This window comes from Mycobacterium talmoniae, from assembly GCF_001854525.1.
GTDB classification, from domain to species: domain Bacteria; phylum Actinomycetota; class Actinomycetes; order Mycobacteriales; family Mycobacteriaceae; genus Mycobacterium; species Mycobacterium talmoniae.
Genome location: NZ_MLQM01000120.1, coordinates 1 through 16,881, shown reverse-complemented (window position 1 = coordinate 16,881; position 16,881 = coordinate 1). Strand labels below are relative to the sequence as shown.

The 16,881-nt window shown below is 68.3% G+C and carries 15 protein-coding genes and 1 pseudogene; 8 read left to right on the top strand and 8 right to left on the bottom strand.

Features of this window, described 5'->3' with window-relative positions:
* Nucleotides 1–1,305, top strand: a 1,305-nt coding sequence (amaB, locus tag BKN37_RS18990) for an L-piperidine-6-carboxylate dehydrogenase (protein ID WP_071028517.1), incomplete at its 5' end; no start/stop codon positions are given.
* Nucleotides 1,306–1,456: 151 nt separating this feature from the next.
* Nucleotides 1,457–1,786 carry a hypothetical protein gene (locus BKN37_RS18985; RefSeq protein WP_071028515.1) on the top strand — a complete coding sequence of 110 codons (330 nt, stop codon included), beginning with the start codon at nucleotides 1,457–1,459 and terminating at the stop codon, nucleotides 1,784–1,786.
* Here the strand turns inward: BKN37_RS18985 and BKN37_RS18980 are convergent.
* Together BKN37_RS18980 and BKN37_RS18975 are read right to left on the bottom strand one after the other, a co-directional pair.
* Nucleotides 1,783–2,682, bottom strand: a complete 900-nt coding sequence (locus BKN37_RS18980; protein ID WP_165618364.1) for a pseudouridine-5'-phosphate glycosidase — start codon at nucleotides 2,680–2,682, stop codon at nucleotides 1,783–1,785. The two genes, BKN37_RS18985 and BKN37_RS18980, sit on opposite strands and share 4 nt — an antisense overlap.
* A gap of 19 nt (nucleotides 2,683–2,701) precedes the next feature.
* Nucleotides 2,702–4,810, bottom strand: coding sequence for a catalase (locus tag BKN37_RS18975; protein ID WP_071028514.1), 2,109 nt, complete (start codon nucleotides 4,808–4,810; stop codon nucleotides 2,702–2,704).
* 343 nt (nucleotides 4,811–5,153) lie between these two features.
* Between BKN37_RS18975 and BKN37_RS18970 the strand changes: the two genes are divergently transcribed.
* Entirely contained in the window at nucleotides 5,154–5,765 is a 612-nt protein-coding gene (locus tag BKN37_RS18970) for a winged helix-turn-helix transcriptional regulator (protein ID WP_242657294.1), read from the top strand.
* On the opposite strand, the gene BKN37_RS18965 is transcribed toward BKN37_RS18970, so the two are convergent.
* Nucleotides 5,762–7,099, bottom strand: coding sequence for an MFS transporter (locus BKN37_RS18965; protein WP_071028513.1), 1,338 nt, complete (start codon nucleotides 7,097–7,099; stop codon nucleotides 5,762–5,764). The genes BKN37_RS18970 and BKN37_RS18965 overlap by 4 nt on opposite strands.
* A gap of 226 nt (nucleotides 7,100–7,325) precedes the next feature.
* Between BKN37_RS18965 and BKN37_RS18960 the strand changes: the two genes are divergently transcribed.
* A complete protein-coding gene (locus tag BKN37_RS18960) occupies nucleotides 7,326–8,021 on the top strand; it encodes a cutinase family protein (RefSeq protein WP_071028512.1) in 696 nt (231 codons plus the stop codon).
* Here BKN37_RS18960 and BKN37_RS18955 read toward each other — a convergent pair.
* Nucleotides 8,018–9,175, bottom strand: a complete 1,158-nt coding sequence (locus BKN37_RS18955; protein WP_071028511.1) for an alpha-hydroxy-acid oxidizing protein — start codon at nucleotides 9,173–9,175, stop codon at nucleotides 8,018–8,020. The two genes, BKN37_RS18960 and BKN37_RS18955, sit on opposite strands and share 4 nt — an antisense overlap.
* Nucleotides 9,176–9,219: 44 nt before the next feature.
* Nucleotides 9,220–9,954, bottom strand: coding sequence for a cutinase family protein (locus BKN37_RS18950; protein WP_071028510.1), 735 nt, complete (start codon nucleotides 9,952–9,954; stop codon nucleotides 9,220–9,222).
* A gap of 469 nt (nucleotides 9,955–10,423) precedes the next feature.
* On the opposite strand from BKN37_RS18950, the gene BKN37_RS18945 reads away from it, so the two are divergent.
* The 4 genes from BKN37_RS18945 (at nucleotide 10,424) to kasB (ending at nucleotide 14,508) form a co-directional block, all read left to right on the top strand.
* On the top strand, nucleotides 10,424–11,371 hold the full coding sequence (locus tag BKN37_RS18945) for an esterase family protein (protein WP_071028509.1): 948 nt from the start codon (nucleotides 10,424–10,426) through the stop codon (nucleotides 11,369–11,371).
* 74 nt (nucleotides 11,372–11,445) lie between these two features.
* A complete protein-coding gene (locus BKN37_RS18940; protein ID WP_071028508.1) occupies nucleotides 11,446–12,357 on the top strand; it encodes a cyclopropane mycolic acid synthase family methyltransferase in 912 nt (303 codons plus the stop codon).
* A gap of 12 nt (nucleotides 12,358–12,369) precedes the next feature.
* Entirely contained in the window at nucleotides 12,370–13,230 is an 861-nt protein-coding gene (locus BKN37_RS18935) for a cyclopropane mycolic acid synthase family methyltransferase (protein WP_071028507.1), read from the top strand.
* 24 nt (nucleotides 13,231–13,254) lie between these two features.
* Nucleotides 13,255–14,508 (top strand): 3-oxoacyl-ACP synthase KasB, encoded by a 1,254-nt coding sequence (gene kasB, locus BKN37_RS18930; RefSeq protein WP_071028506.1) that lies wholly within the window; start codon nucleotides 13,255–13,257, stop codon nucleotides 14,506–14,508.
* 21 nt (nucleotides 14,509–14,529) lie between these two features.
* Here kasB and BKN37_RS18925 read toward each other — a convergent pair whose 3' ends face one another.
* The 3 genes and pseudogenes from BKN37_RS18925 to BKN37_RS18915 all read right to left on the bottom strand — a co-directional run.
* Nucleotides 14,530–16,350 carry a complex I subunit 5 family protein gene (locus BKN37_RS18925; RefSeq protein WP_071028505.1) on the bottom strand — a complete coding sequence of 607 codons (1,821 nt, stop codon included), beginning with the start codon at nucleotides 16,348–16,350 and terminating at the stop codon, nucleotides 14,530–14,532.
* Between the two features lie 7 nt (nucleotides 16,351–16,357).
* Entirely contained in the window at nucleotides 16,358–16,705 is a 348-nt protein-coding gene (locus BKN37_RS18920) for a sodium:proton antiporter (RefSeq protein WP_071028504.1), read from the bottom strand.
* Nucleotides 16,702–16,881: pseudogene (locus tag BKN37_RS18915) on the bottom strand (sodium:proton antiporter); the annotation flags it as partial. The gene BKN37_RS18920 and the pseudogene BKN37_RS18915, both read right to left, overlap by 4 nt.

Genomic DNA, 16,881 nt, shown 5'->3' with positions numbered 1-16,881 from the left:
ACCCCGGCCCCGGTGCGCGGCGCGCTGGTGGCCCGGCTGGGCGAGCTGCTGGTGCAGCACCAGGAGGAGCTGGCGGCGCTGGTGACGATCGAGGCCGGCAAGATCACCGCCGAGGCGCGCGGCGAGGTGCAGGAGATGATCGACATCTGCCAGTTCGCCGTCGGCCTGTCGCGGCAGCTGTACGGCCGCACCATCGCCTCGGAGCGACCCGGGCATCGGCTGATGGAGACCTGGCACCCGCTCGGTGTCGCGGGGGTGATCACCGCGTTCAACTTCCCGGTGGCGGTATGGTCGTGGAACACCGCGGTGGCGTTGGTGTGCGGGGATCCGGTGGTGTGGAAGCCCTCGGAGCTGACCCCGTTGACCGCGCTGGCCTGCCAGGCGCTGCTGTCCCGCGCCGCCGCCGACGTGGGGGCGCCCGCCGCGGTGAGCGGTCTGCTGCTGGGCGGCCCGGATCTCGGCGAGCGGCTGGTCGACGATCCGCGGGTGGCGCTGGTGTCGGCGACCGGGTCGGTGCGGATGGGCCGGCAGGTGGGCCCTCGGGTGGCCGGGCGGTTCGGTCGGGTGCTGCTGGAGCTGGGCGGCAACAACGCCGCGGTCGTGACGCCGTCGGCGGAGCTGGATCTGGCGGTGCGCGCCATCGTGTTCGCCGCCGCGGGCACCGCCGGGCAGCGCTGCACGAGTTTGCGGCGGCTGATCGTGCACCGTTCGGTGGCCGACGACCTGGTGGCGCGCATCGCGGCCGCCTACCGGCAGCTGCCCATCGGCGATCCGTTCGCCGACGGCACGCTGATCGGCCCGCTGATCCACGAGACCGCCTACCGCGACATGGTGGGCGCGCTGCAGCAGGCGGCCGCCGACGGCGGCGAGGTGATCGGCGGTGAGCGCCACGAGGTCGGTGATGACAGCGCCTACTACGTCACCCCGGCGGTGGTGCGGATGCCGGCCCAGACCGACATCGTGGCCGCCGAGACGTTCGCGCCGATCCTGTACGTGCTGACCTACCAGCACCTGGACGAGGCGATCGCGTTGAACAATGCGGTGCCGCAGGGTCTTTCGTCGGCGATCTTCACCACCGACATGCGGGAGGCGGAGCGGTTCATCGACGGGTCGGACTGCGGCATCACCAACGTCAACATCGGCACGTCGGGGGCGGAGATCGGCGGCGCGTCCGGCGGGGAGAAGCAAACCGGCGGTGGCCGCGAGTCGGGCTCGGACGCGTGGAAGGCGTACATGCGTCGGGCCACCAACACCGTCAACTACTCCGACGAGCTGCCACTGGCCCAGGGCGTGCAGTTCGGCTAACTGGCGAAATTGCGCCGATTGTGCGGTTTCATACGCCTCGTCGCCGAAAAGCGTATGAAACCGCACAATCGGCGCTTCGCCCAGCCGCTCGCCGAGCAATGACCGGGTACGGTACTAAACCATCGGGTCGGCTCGGTCGGGGGGAGCAAGCATGGCGGGGGTCGCGCGGTTCGTCGGGAAGGTGCCGCATGCGGACCCGGGTTCGGTCTGGGCGGTCATGTATCCGGGTGACATTGAGCTGTACCGCCTCGACCCGCCGCTGCGCGGCTACTCGATGGTCGCGGCGGCGCAATCGATGTGGGCGATGCGGGTGCTGCTGGCCACCGATCCCCCCGAGCTGGCCGACGACCCGGTTTGCACCCACCTGTTCGGGATCACCGGTGGCGAAGGGTTACAGATCGAGTGGGGCGAGGAGCTGTTCCGCGCCAGCGGCCGGACCCCGCAGCGCGCGTTAGCCGAGGCCGGGTATTGGCTGCGTTAGCCGAGTTCGGCGTGCGCGACGGCAACCTCGGCGGCCAGTGCGGCGTTGTCGGCGATCAGTTGTTGGTTGACCGCGACACTGGCGCCGCCGGTCAGTTCTTCCACCAGCGCCAGCACCGCCGGCGTCACCGCCGGGCCGGTCACCCCCGCGTGCTGCACCCGCTCGACCGCCTCGGCGAGCACCGGCTCGATGTCTAGCCCCGGATCGGGCGCCCGGCCCAGCAGCAGCCCCGATTCGCCGGCCAGCTGCCAGTGGATCAGTCCGACCCGGGCGGCTTCGGCGGCGGTCTCGACGCGGGCGGCGACCGTCGGACCGCCCTCGCCGCTGTAGAAGACCGGCAGCGTCTCCACCCGCCACCCCAGCACCGGCACGTTGAGGGTTTCCAGCAGCTCGGCGGTGGCGGGCACATCCAGGATGGCTTTGGCGCCCGAGCACACCACCAGGGCCGGGGTGCGGGCCAGCTGGATCAGATCGCCGGAGATGTCGAGGGTTTCGGCGAAACCGCGGTGCACCCCGCCGATCCCGCCGGTGGCCATAAAGCGGATGCCCAGCACCCGGCAGACCGCCAACGTCCCACCGACGGTGGTGGCGCCCAACGCCCGTTGCGCCACACAGGCCGCGATGTCTCGAGCCCCGGCCTTGCGTGCGGTGGTGCCGGCCTCGGCGAAACGGTCCAGGTCCGCGGCGCCCAGCCCGGCGCGCACCCAACCGTCGACAATGCCGACGGTGCACGGCACCGCCCCGGCGGCCCGCACCCGCCGCTCGGCTGCCTGCGCGGCCGCCAACCCGCGACCGTGGGAAAAACCGTGCGACACCAGGGTGGTCTCCAGCGCCACCACCGGCCGACCAGCGTGCAGCGCGTCGGCGACTTCATCGGCCACCCGCAGCACATCCACCCCGCCACTATGCCCGCGGTTATGCCGGCACGGCGTCGGTTTGCCGGTCCCAGACCCGATGCTTGGCCAGCGCGGCGGCGAAGGCGTCGAAGAACGCATCGGACAGGTCACCGGCCGCCGCGGTTGTCGTCACCACGCCGTGGGCGTCGACAACGTCGGTGCTGTCGGCGATGCGTTCGCCGATCCCGGCTTTCGGCAACAACTTGATGCCGGCACCGAACGCCGCCACCGGCTTGAGGTGCTTATAGGCCTCGGTGACAAAGTGCATCGCGTACCCGTCACCGGCGAGCGTCTCCACGGCGTCCGGCCCGCACGGCACCACGACCGCGTCGTAGAGCACCGACGCCATGGTGGTGATGGCCCGGTCGACGGCCAGCTCGCCGCCGGACCCGCCGGCCAGGGTGCCGCCGGCGGTCGGCGCCAGCACCTCGGCGATGGCGCCGCGCTGCCGCAGCGCCGCCACCAACGCTTCGGTGCCTTGCACGTCGACCCCGTCGGCGGCCAAAATCGCGACCTTGCGGCTTTGGATGCTGTCGGTGGCGGTGTTGAGCTGGGACAGCGCCGGGGAGGCCGCCAACTTGTCGTCGACGGGTTGCTCGTCGGGCACCGGCAGCCCCAGTTTGCCGGCGACCTGCGCGGCCAGGTCGTGGTCGACGAGGTTCAGCTGATCGACCACCCGCGACCGGATTTCGGGCGCCTCCACCTTGCCCAACTCGAACGCGTAGGCGGCGACGATGTGCTCGGCCTCGACCGGTGCCATGCTCTTCCAAAACATCCGGGCCTGGCTGTAATGGTCGGCGAAGCTTTCGGCGCGTTGACGGATTTTCTTGCCCTCCACCTTCTGGGTGTAATGCCGGAACACGCCCTCGTCGGCGATGGCCGGGCAGCCGCCGCCGACCGAGTTCTTGTAGTAGCTGGACTTGCCCTGCGGGATCGAGATCTGCCCGTAGCCGTCGTGCTGGTTGGTGCGGACGTCGGCGATGGGCCGGTTGATCGGCAGTTGCGCGAAGTTGGGGCCGCCGAGCCGGATCAACTGGGTGTCGAGGTAGGAGAAGTTGCGGAACTGCAGCAGCGGATCGTTGGTGAAATCGATGCCCGGCACCACGTTGGCGGTGCAAAACGCCACCTGCTCGGTTTCGGCGAAAAAGTTGTCCGGGTTGCGGTTGAGCACCATCTTGCCCACCGGCCGCACCGGAACCTGTTCCTCGGGGATGATTTTCGTCGCGTCGAGCAAGTCGAACGCGAAGTTGAACTCATCGCTCTCGGGGACCAGTTGCACTCCGAGTTCCCATTCCGGGTACAGGCCGGCCTCGATGGCCTCCCACAAATCGCGGCGGTTGAAGTCGGGGTCCTTGCCGGCGATCTTCTGGCATTCGTCCCAGATCAGCGAATGCACCCCGAGTTTCGGCTTCCAATGGAACTTCACGAAGGTGCCTTCGCCGTCGGCGTTGACGAACCGGAAGGTGTGCACGCCGAAGCCCTGCATCATCCGGTAACTGCGCGGCAGCGCCCGGTCCGACATCAGCCACATGATGGTGTGCAACGTTTCGGGCTGCAGCGACACGAAATCCCATAGGGTGTCGTGCGCGGACTGGGCTTGCGGGATCTCGTTGTGCGGTTCGGGTTTCACCGCATGCACGAAGTCGGGGAATTTGATGCCGTCCTGGATGAAGAACACCGGGAAGTTGTTGCCCACCAGGTCGTAGTTGCCCTGATCGGTGTAAAACTTCGTCGCGAAACCGCGCACGTCGCGGACGGTGTCGGCGGAGCCGCGGAAGCCGGCGACGGTGGAGAACCGCACGAACACCGGGGTCTGCTTGCCCGGGGTGGTGAGGAAGTTGGCGGCGGTGTACGGCGCCAGCGAGTCGTCGTAGGGCTCGAAGTAGCCGTAGGCGCCCGACCCGCGGGCGTGCACGACGCGTTCGGGGATCCGCTCGTGGTCGAAGTGGGTGATCTTTTCGCGGGCGTGGAAGTCCTCCAACAGCGTCGGGCCCCGCTCCCCCACGGTCAGCGCGTCGTCGGTGTGGTCGACCCGCACCCCCTGCTGCGTCGTCAGGTACCCGCTGTCCCGGCTGCACCGGTATTCGTCCAGCTGCCGCTGCTTTGCATCCCGGTCGTTGGTCGCCACCGTGACTCCTCTCGTCTCGGCATAGGAATTCCCCGCGTGGGTACCCGCCCCAGGCGCCGACAAACGAAGCCGCGCTGATCGGCGGCCAGAATCTGATTGAGGGCAGCGGAGATGTTCCAACAGAAACGCCAGCGCGAGCAGACGCAAAATCGCACAAAAGGCGTTCGCGCGATGCGATTTTGCGTCTGCTCGCGCCCGTGTTTCGACTCTAGACGATTATTTCCGCCCCCCGCCGGGTATTCACCGGTATTGTTCAGGGAGGGAGCGCGGGAGATGTCGGTGAACGTGTTGTTGCTGACGGATCAGTCCGATCCGGACGTGGTCTTACCAACGTTGCCGTTGGTTGCTGAGACCGTGGTGCACGCCCCCCCTCGGCAAACCCAGCCCGCAGCAGTTCGACGGCCCCGACGTGGCGGTGGTGGATGCGCGCACCGACCTGCCCGCCGCCCGGCAGGCCTGCCGCAAGATCACCGTGGCGGCGCCGCAGCTCGCCGTGGTCGCGGTGGTGTCCCCGGAGGACTTCGTGGCGGTCGATCTGGAGTGGCACGTCGACGATGTGGTGCTGCCCACCGCCTGCACCGCCGAGCTGCAGACCCGGTTGCGGTTGGCGATCGCCCGTCGGCACAAGGCGGTCGAAGACACCCTGCAGTTTGGTGACCTCGTCCTGCACCCGGCCAGCTATATCGCGTCGCTGGCCGACCGGGAACTGGACCTGACGCTGACCGAGTTCAAGTTGTTGAGTTTCCTTGTCCAGCACGCCGGTCGAGCGTTCACCCGCACCCGGCTGATGCATGAGGTCTGGGGCCACGAATGCGGCCGGCGCACCGTCGACGTGCACGTGCAGCGGTTGCGCGCCAAGCTGGGCGCCGAACACGAATCGATTGTCGACACGGTCCGCGGCGTCGGCTACATGGCGCCCAGCCCGCCACGGCAGGTGACCCCCAAATCGGCTTAGCCCACCGGCCGGCCCTGCGCTAAGTCGCGGGCCTGGCGTTCGTTTTCCACCGACGGCGCCGAACCCGGTAGCCGCTTGCCGGCCACCTCGGGGGTGAACCGCAGCGCGACCATGCCGATCAGGCCCGCCGCCATCAGCAGGTAGGCCGGCACCATCAGGTTGCCGGTGCCCGAGATCAGCGCCTCGGCGATCAGCGGGGTGGTTCCGCCGAACGCCGACACCGAGATGTTGAATCCGACGGCCAGCGCGCCGTAGCGCACCGTGGTGGGGAACAGCGCCGGCAGCGTGGCGGGCAGGGTGCTGTCGAAGCACAGCAACATCACCCCGATCAGCAGCACCCCGGCGAACACCACCGGGTAGCCGCCGCCGGACCGGATGAGCAGGAACGCCGGCACCGAGCCCGCGAGCAGCAGCCCGCAACCGGTCCACAGCACCGGTTTGACGCCGATGCGGTCGGACAGCCGCGCCACGAACACCACCGCCGACATCACCACCAGCAGCGTCAGCACGATCATCGCCAGCCCGGCGGTGTGGCCGATGCGCACGATCGCCTTCAGATAGGTGGGCAGATAGCCGGTCAGCATGTAGTCGGTGACGTTGTAGGCCAACACCAAACCGATGCAGATCAGCAGCGGCTTCCACTGCTCGATGATGGTGCGCCGGAACTGTTGTCCGCCGTCATCCCCCGACGTGTCCTGGTCGCCGTTGGCGTCTTGGTAGGCCGGTGACTCTTCCAGCTGCAGGCGCAGATACACCGCGATCACCCCCAGCGGGGCGCTCAACAGCAGCGGGATACGCCAGCCCCAGCTCAGCATCTGGTCGTCGGTCAGCCAGGTGTGCAGGCCGGTGACCAGCGCCCCGGCGACCACATATCCGGCCTGGGAGCTCAGCGGCAGGAAGCTGGCCATCATGCCGCGCCGCCGGTCGGGGGCGTGCTCGTTGACGTAGGTCATGGTGCCGACGTATTCGCCGCCGGTGGAGAAGCCCTGAAAGATGCGGGTGACGATGAGCAGGATCGGCGCCCACATCCCGATGCGGTGATAGCCGGGCAGCACCCCGGTGGCGGTGGTGCCCAACGTCATCAACAAGATGGTGGCCACCAACACCTTTTTGCGCCCGATCCGGTCACCGAGCGGGCCGAAGATGAACCCGCCCACCGGCCGGACCGCAAAGGCTGCCGTCAGGGTGCCGAAGGTGGCCAGCAGGCTCCCGGCGCTGGCGCTGTTGCCGGGGTAAAACACCCGTGCGAGCGTGGTGGCGATGTAGCCGTAGACCCCGAAGTCGTACCACTCCATGAAGTTGCCGACGGCGGTGCCTTTGATGGTGCGCCGCAACTCCGCGGGATCAGCGACCCGGATCTCGGTCAGGGACCATCTTCTGCGGCGCCGGTGCCCGCGAGCGCCCGCGCGTCGTGTTGTACCCATCGCCGATGAGGTACCCACAATGGCGCATCTCATGCATCGGTGCCGCCGGCCGAAATCTTAGGAAATTCATGGTTTGGCGCCGTCACCAGCGGGGAAGCAAAGGATGTCGTCGACAGCACGAGAGGGGTGGCAGGCAATGAGAGTTATCGGCACCGAAACAGTCCGGCGGGCAGGCCTGACCGCCCGCGTGCTGGGCGTCGCGGTGGTGACCGTGGCGGCGCTGCTGGCCGCACCGGTCGCCGCATCCGCGGCGGGCTGCCCGGACGTCGAGGTGGTGTTCGCCCGTGGCACCTTCGAGCCGCCCGGGGTGGGGGCCACCGGGCAACAGTTCGTCGATGCGCTGGGCTCGCAGATCGGCGGCCGATCGCTGGACGTCTACCCGGTCAACTACCCGGCCAGTACCGACTTCCCCACCGCCGCAGACGGGGTGATCGACGCGAGCAATCATGTCCGCGCCACCGCCGCCAACTGCCCGACCACCAAAATGGTGCTCGGCGGCTACTCGCAGGGCGCGGCGGTGATCGGCTACGTCACCGCCGCCAGGGTTCCCAGCGGATACACGCTGCCGGCGGGTCTCGCCGGGCCGATGCCCCTGGATGTGGCCAACCACGTTGCCGCGGTTGCGCTGCTCGGGAAACCGTCCAACGCGTTCCTGGAATCGGTTGACGCGCCGCCGATCGTGATCGGCCCGCGCTACGCGGGTAAAACCATTGACCTGTGCGCGGACGGTGACCCGGTCTGCTCGACCGGCAACGACAACGGCGCGCACACGCTGTACGCATCCAACGGGATGGCGGCCCAAGCGGCGGGCTTCGCCGCACGCCACCTCTAACCCGCGACCTGCCGCAGCGCCGCGGGGGTGAGGTCAGCGCGCGACGGGTACCCGTCGACGGCCATCAGCAGGTCGGCTTCGGCCAGCAAGGTGCGCAGCACGTGCACGATGCCGTCGACGCCGCCCAGCGCCAGCCCGTAGGCGTAGGGCCGGCCGATGCCCACCGCCGTCGCGCCCAGCGCGAGCGCCTTGATGATGTCGGCGCCGCTGCGGATTCCGGAGTCGAACAACACCGGCAGCCCGTCGGCGCCCTCCAACACCCCGGGTAAGCAATCCAATGCCGGCAGACCGCAATTGGCTTGCCGGCCACCGTGGTTGGAGCAGTAGATGCCGTCGACCCCGGCGTCTTTGGCGCGCCGCGCATCGTCGGGGTGGCAGATTCCCTTCAGGATCAACGGCAGCCGGGTTTCCGCACGCAGCCAGTCGAGGTCGTCCCACCGGAATGGGCCACCGAAGATCGGCAGCTTGCGCACCGCGGCCTGCGTCGGATCTTCGCCCGGTTGCAGGCTGGCCAAAAACACCGGGTCGGTGGTGTAGTTGGCCAGGCAGCGGCTGGGCACCTGCGGGTAGTTGCCGGCGCTCAGATCGCGCGGCCGCCAACCGGTCACCCAGGTGTCCAGGGTGACGACGATGCCTTTGAACCCGGCCCGCTCGGCGCGATGCACCAGGCTGGCGGCCATGTCGCGGTCCGGCGGTGTGTAGAGCTGAAAGAATCCGGGGGTATCGCCGCACGCCGGGGCGACGTCCTCCATCGGATCCGACGACAGCGTGCCCGCCATGAACGGGATGCCGGTGCGGGCCGCGGCCCGCGCGCTGGCGAGGTCGCCGTGTCCGTCTTGGGCGCAGACCCCGATGACACCGATCGGGGCCAGGAACACCGGGGCCGGCAGCCGCACCCCGAACAGCTCGACGGACAGCTCACGTTCGGTGGGGGCCACCAGCATCCGTGGGATCAGTCCCCAGCGCTCAAATGCCCGACGGTTGGCGCGCTGGGTGTGCTCGTCGCCGGCGCCGCCGGCCACGTAGCCCCACACCGACCGCGGCATCGCCGCCGACGCGTCGGCCTCCAGGTCGGCGAATGTAATGGGCAACGAGGGGTTTTCCCCTCGTTGCCCATTTTGATAGATCTCGTCTTGGTACTGTGCGAACGCCATAGCCAAGAGGTACCCGGCGGTCGGTCCACCAAACCGGGGTGGTGTCAGGTCCCAAACCCGTGCTGCGGGGCCACCACCGACACCGGCACACCCGTGGTTGCCAAGTGGCTGGCGGCGAAGTCCGCTCCCTGGCTGACGATGCTGCCGTCGTCTGCGTAGCTGTTGTGCGCGGCGAAGTTCATCCCGTCCGAGCAGACCGGGTCCTCGGGGACGCACAGCTGCAGGGTCTTGGGCAGATACTCCGCTCCGATCGTCAGCGGCGGCTGGTTGAGGAAGCTCATGGCCCGGACATTGGGGGTTCCGAACAGCACGACGGCGGCGACGTGATCCGCCACGTCGGGCTGGAGGGGTTTGGGCACCGTCGCCGGATCGACCCCATCCGGGATAGTCGGCGAGGTGACGAAGCCCATCACCGCCGCACCCTGGGAGTAGCCACCGAGCACCATCTTGGTGTTGGGACAGTTGGTCGCCCGCGAAACGACGTGGGCGCCCGCGTCGCGCACCCCGTCGACACCGGTGGCCCACTCGTCGCTGGCCGGGTAGCGGACCGGATACACCGCAAACGGTTTACCCAGGCGTGCGCTCAAGGCGTTGACGAACGCCTGCCCGGTGGGCCCGACCCCGGGTGGCTCGCCGGTGCCGCGGGCGAACACCACCTCCGTGTCGGGGCACGACTCGGCGGTCGCGGATGGGATGGCGGAAGCAAGAACGGAAGCGCTGAGGCCCCACGCAGTGACCACCGCGGGGCCGAGAAGATGAGCGATGTGGTGTGCAGTCATGCGCAATAGGTGCCCACGTCGACACCACCTCAAACAGCCAATTTTCGGCAGCCCGTGCCGGGGCCGCACACCGCCCCGAGCAGCGCGAACGCCTCACCGGCCGGGGTGACCGAAAGTCCTTCTCTGCCCGGCGGACTGGCCTGGCCGCGACGGGCAGCGACCCCCGATCGCGGCGGGGCTCCCCGGTGCGGTTGGCGAGTGGGTAAACGGTGGCGGTGATCGCTGAGCAAGCTGCTAGACAAAGTGACCCATGTTTGCTAGGAAAGAAAAGTCCGTGGTCTGTCTTCAGACAGCAGGGCGGGTGTCACCACGGCGCGGGACGACCGCGCGACGGAGGAACCCTATGAGCCCTGCTTTCGAACGCTCCCCCCCTTTCTCGGTCCGCAGTGCTGACTTTCTCCATACCCAGTACTGAATGGATTCGGTCGCACTCCGGCGGGGTACTCCCGCCGGGTGAAAGGGGACAATCATGGATGCGGATAGTAGGAGTTGGCGGCACCGACTGACACGCGCGGCCGGTCTGGCCGTTGCGCTGCCCGGATTAGTTGGCTTGGTAGGGACTGCACCACCCGCCCGGGCGGCGGCGCCGGAATTCCTGCAAGTTCCGTCGCCCTCGATGGGCCACAGCATCACCGTGGAGTTCCAGGGCGGCGGGTCATCCGCGGTCTACCTGCTCGACGGTCTGCGGGCCCGCGAGGATCGCAGCGGCTGGGACATCGAAACGCCGGCATTCGACGAGTACGCCGGGTCGGGCATTTCGGTGGTGGCGCCGGTCGGCGGACGCGCCAGCTTCTACACCGACTGGTACGGGTCGGCGAACGGCCAAACCTACAAGTGGGAAACGTTCCTAACCAGTGAGCTGCCCGGTTACCTGTCCGGTCGAGGGGTCCGGTCCAGTCGCAACGCGGTGGTGGGGGTGTCGATGTCGGGATCCTCGGCGCTGATCTTGGCCGCTTACCATCCCGGACAGTTCGCCTACGCCGCCTCGCTGTCGGCCTACCTCACCCCGTCCAGCGGTGACGGGCCGGGCCTGATCAAGCTGGCGATGAACGACGAGGGCGGCTTCAACCCCGAAGACATGTGGGGGCCGGCCGGCGGCCCCGGATGGCAGCGCAACGACCCCACCGTTCAGGCCGGAAAGCTGGCCGCCAACAACACCCGGCTGTGGGTGTACAGCGGCAACGGCAGCCCGTCGGAAATCGGTGAGGGCAGCCTGCCGGGCACGGTCATCGAACAGATCATCCTGCAAAGCAACGTCGCTTTCCAGAACGCCTACACCGGCGCCGGCGGACACAATGCCACATTCAATATCGACAGCAGCGGCGTGCACAGCTGGGGTTACTGGAATGCCCAACTGGTCGCGATGAAGCCGGACATGCAGCGCACGCTGGGCGCGGGAGGCGGCGAACAAAGCTGAGGCCGGCGGCCGGGCCGGCCATCCGACCGTTTCGCCGGCGGCGCCCGGTTATAAGCACGGTTGAAATTCTGGTTATGACACACCGGGAGGCACAAATGAGTAGCACCGAATTGAAACCCGATGTCGATCACGTTCGGTCGCACTACGATCGGTCTAACGATTTCTTCCGACTTTGGTTGGACCCGACGATGACGTACAGCTGCGCATATTTCGAACGCGACGACATGACGCTGGAAGAGGCGCAGATGGCCAAGGTGGACCTCGCGCTGGGCAAGCTGGGGCTGAAGCCGGGCATGACGCTGCTCGACATCGGCTGCGGGTGGGGTTCCACCATGCGCCGCGCGGTCGAGAAATACGACGTCAACGTGATCGGACTGACGCTGAGCGAAAACCAACTCGCCCACTGCCAGCAGAAGTTCGCCGAGATGGACAGCCCGCGGTCCAAGGAGGTGCGACTGCAGGGCTGGGAACAGTACAGCGACCCGGTGGACCGCATCGTGTCGCTGGGGGCCTTCGAGCACTTCGCCGATGGGGCCCGCACCTACGAGCGCTACGACGATTTCTTCAAGATGTGCTACCACGTGCTGCCGGATGACGGCGTCATGCTGCTGCATTCGATCGTGGTGCCCACCGCCGAGGAGGGCGAGCGACTCGGGCTGAAAAAGACGATGTCGCTGCTGCGGTTCATCCATTTCATCCTGACCGAGATCTACCCCGGTGGCCGGTTGCCGCAGATTTCGATCGTCGACGAACACGCCACCAAGGCCGGCTTCGAGATCACCCGCCACCACCTGATCGGGTCGAACTATGTCCGCACGTTGGATACCTGGGCGAAGAACCTGGAAGCACATAGGGACGAGGCGATCGAGCTGAAGGGTGAGCAGACGTATCAGACCTTCATGAAATACCTGACCGGTTGCCGCGAACTGTTCCGCGACGGCTACACCAACGTCTGCCAATTCACGATGGTCAAACCCGCGGCGTAAAGGTGGCGACCAATGACCGATCTGAAACCGTACTACGACGAGTCGCAGGCGGCCTACGACATCTCCGATGAGTTCTTTTCGTTGTTCTTAGACCCGTCGATGGCCTACACCTGCGCATACTTCGAGCGCGACGACATGAGTCTGCAGGACGCGCAAAACGCGAAGTACGACTTGGCGTTGAGCAAACTCAACCTCGAGCCGGGCATGACGCTGCTCGACATCGGCTGCGGGTGGGGCGCCGGCTTGGTCCGGGCGGTCACGCGCTACGACGTCAACGTCATCGGGATCACGCTGAGCCGCAACCACTGCGACTACAGCGCGGCGACGCTGGCCGAGCTCCCGACGAAACGTCACGCCGAGGCCCGCTTGCAGGGCTGGGAAGAATTCGACGAGAAGGTCGACCGCATCGTCACCATCGAGGCGTTCGACTCATTCAAGAAGACCCGGTATGCCGCCTTCTTCGACCGCGCCTACCAGATCCTGCCCGACGATGGCCGAATGTTGTTGCACAGCATCTTCACCCATACCCAGCGCTACCACCATGAGCACGGCATCCCGATGACGATGAGCGACCTGCGGTTCATCCGATTCCTGCGGACCGAGATCTTCCCCGGCGGCGAGATGGCCGGCGAGGACGACATTATCGAGTTTTCGCGGGCCGCCAAGTTCTCCCTCGAGCAGGTCCAGTTGTTCCCGGAGCACTACGTGCGGACGCTGGAAGCCTGGGCGGCCAACCTGGAGGCCAACCGGGACCGTGCCATCGCGATCCAGTCCGAGGAGGTCTATGAGCGCTACATGCACTACCTGACCGGCTGCGCGGGCCTGTTCCGGAAAGGAATCAGCAACGTCGGGCAGTTCACCCTGATCAAGTAGCAGCGAACGAAACGAGGCGACACCATGGCTCGGTTCTCGACCGGAAACGGTTTCCCTGATGTCGTTGTCACCGGCGTCGCGATGACGACCGCGCTGGCAACGGATGTGGACAACACCTGGAAGAAGCTGCTGGACGGGCAAAGCGGGATCCGCAAGCTGGAGGACCCGTGGGTGCAGGAGTACGACCTGCCGGTGCGCATCGGTGGGCATCTGCTCGAGGAGTTCGACCACGAGCTGACCCGGGTGGAGCTGCGTCGACTGTCGTATCTGGGCAAGATGTCGACGGTGCTGGGCCGGCGGGTTTGGCAGAACGCCGGAGCGCCGGAGGTGGACACCAACCGGCTGATGGTGTCGGTGGGCACCGGCTTGGGCTCACCCGAGCAGCTGGTCTGGGGATACCAGGACATGGTTGCCCGCGGCATGAAGGGGGTGAACCCGCTGGGCGTGCAGATGTACATGCCCAACGCGTCCGCCGCCGCCATCGGGCTGGAGCGCGGCGCCAAGGCCGGTGTGTGCACTCCGGTGTCGGCGTGCGCGTCGGGCGCCGAAGCCATCGCCCAAGCCTGGCGCGACATCGTCTACGACGAGGCCGACATCGCGATCTGCGGTGGGGTCGAGAACCGGATCGAGGCGGTGCCGATCGCCGGGTTCGCCGCCATGCGCATCGTGATGTCGACCACCAACGACGACCCGGCCGGCGCGTGCCGGCCGTTCGACAAGGACCGCAACGGGTTCGTGTTCGGCGAGGCCGCCGCCCTGCTGGTCATCGAGACCGAGGAGCACGCCAAGGCCCGCGGCGCCACCATCCTGGCCCGGCTGATGGGCGCGGCCATCACCTCGGACGGCTACCACATCGTGGCCCCCGACCCGCAGGGGGAGCGCGCCGGCTACGCGATGACCCGGGCGATCGAGCTGGCCGGGCTGGCGCCCACCGACATCGACCACGTCAACGCGCACGCCACCGGCACCCGGATCGGCGATCTGGCCGAATGCAAGGCCATCGACAATGCGTTGGGTGACCACAAGCCGGCGGTGTACGCGCCCAAGGCCGCGCTGGGTCACTCCGTCGGCGCGGTCGGCGCGGTGGAGGCGATCCTGACCGTGCTGGCGCTGCGGGACGGCGTCATCCCGCCGACGTTGAACCTGCACACCCTCGACCCCGAGATCGACCTGGATGTGGTGGCCGGGGATCCGCGCCCGGGCGACTACCGCTACGCGATCAGCAATTCGTTCGGGTTCGGCGGCCACAACGTCGCCCTGGTCTTCGGGAAATACTGAGGCCCGCGCACGAATTGCGCCCTAGCGCAGTTGCCCGGCGAGGGCGCCGGCCAGCACGGCCAGCGCGACGAACATCCACGCGACGTAATCGCCGACGTGGCCGGAGTGCACCCGGTGCAGCGCGGCAATCGCCGGCCGGGACGCGGTCACCGCGATCCGGGTGAGCAGCGACGGGCCGCGACGCAGCGCGACCACGGCGACGCCCGCCGCCGCCGCCACGCCGAGCACCGACAGCACCACCCCGGTCGACGTCCAGCCGGGCGCCGGGCCGGTCGGTAGGCCCGCCGGCGGCTGCCCCAGCACGGCGGCCGCATAACCGCCGACGTCGACGAAGCGTCGGGCCGCGGTGTCGGCGGCCGCGCTCACCGAAGGCAGCACACCGACGGCCAGGCAACCCGCCAGCAGCGCGATGATCGGCGCGTAGAGGCTCGGCGGGATCCGGCGCAGCACGGTGTCGGGTTCCTCCGCCCCCGTCGTCGATGGGCCGGCGTCGGCGTCGTCCACCGGCGCCGTCCCGGCCCCCCAGTGGGTGAAGCACCGCAGCCCGGCCCGCAGCACCGCGCCGCCGGTCATCGCCGAGATCGCCAGGAACAGCGCCGAGCCCCAGCGCGACCCCACCGCCTCCTCGGACAGCGCCTTGCCCAGCGCGGTCCCAAACGGCGGCAACCCGGCCAACGCCAGCGCCGCCGCGAAATACAGCCCGCCCAGCAGCGGCTGGCCCCGCCCGCGACCCGCCAGGTCCCGCTCGTCGACGCTTTGATGACGGTCCAGCAGCACCCCAACGATCAAGAACAGCGCCGCTTTCGCACCGGCATGTCCGACCACGTAGACCGCCGCCCCGCCGACGGCCGGTGGGCTCAGCGTCGCGGTGGCCACCAGGAACAGCCCCATATGCCCGATCGTGGAATAGGCCAGCAGCCGTTTGAGGTGGCGCTGCAGCAGACACATCACCGCGCCGAGCACCGCGGTCAACACCCCGAGCGCCAGGAAGGTGCGGCCGACCGCGGGCCCCGGCAGCGCTTCGGCGAACACCGTCCAGTACACCCGCCACACGCCGTAGAGCCCGAGCTCGACCATCACACCGGAAAACAGCACGCACACCCCGGCCGGTGCGACCGCGTGCGCGTCGGCCAGCCAAAAATGAAGCGGCACGACCGCGGCCTTCACCAGCAACGCGGCCAACACCAACACGAACGCCGCCACGGTGAGCGCGTCCGGCTCCGCGCTGCGCAGCCCGATCCCCAGTTGCGCCAGGCCCAGCTGCCCCACCCGGGCGTACAGCATGGCGATGCCCACCAACGTCAGGCAGGCGCTCAACGATTGGATGATCCCGAAGTTGAGCGCGCCCTGAATCGCCGACCGGTCTTCAATCTTGATGCCGGTCAACGCATACGCCACCGCCCCCATCAGTTCCAGGAACACGAACAAGTCGAACAGGTCCGCGGCCAGCACAAAGCCGTTCATCGCCGCCAGGAACAGCAACACCAGCGCATCAAAGCGGGGGCCGGCCTCATCCAGGCCGCGGTAGCTGTACAGCACCGCGCACGCCGTCAACCCGCCGACCAGCATCACCAACCCGACCGACATCGGGTCGGCGAGCAGGGCGATACCCACCGCGGTCGACCCGTGCGGCACCCATCCGCCGATCCAGGTCACCAGGCGGTGCTGCCCCACCGCGACGGCCAGCAACCCGGCCGCGCCCGTCGAGGCCAGGGCGATCAGCACCGTCAGCGCGCTGACCGCCGCCCGGGGCAGCCAGCGGCCGGCGGCCAACAGCAGGCAGGCGGCCAGGATGGGCGCCGCGATCAGCAGGGGAAGCAGCTGCGCCGCGGTGGTGTGCACGCTCGCCTCAGCCCTTGAGCGCCGACAGCTGGTCCGGGTCCAGGGTGTGGTGGCGTTTTTGGATCTGGATGGCCAACGCCAGCAGCAACGCGGTGACGGTGGCTTGGATGACGATGTCGGTCAACGTCATTGCCTGCACCACCGGGTCCACCACACCCGTCGGCGGCGGCCCGGACCCGGCGAAGATCGGCGGTGCGGCGCCCCGCTGATACCCGACCGCCAGCAGCAGCAGGTAGGTGCCGGCCTGGGCCACCGACAGGCACACCGTGGCGTGGATCAGGTTGCGGCTGCGCACGATTCCGAACGAGCCGATCAGCAGCAGCCAGCCGGCGACACCGTAGATGTAGCCGCTCATCGGCCGCCGTCCCCGGCGATGGTGATCTCCTGGGCCAAAAACTGCGCCAACAACACCGTCATGCCGCACGCGACCTCCAGGCCGACCGCGGCGTTGAGCAGCGCCACCGAGCCGCCGGACAGCAGGTCGCCCAGCGTGCCGGTCGGCAACAGGTTGGCCAGGAAAGCCCCGCCGAC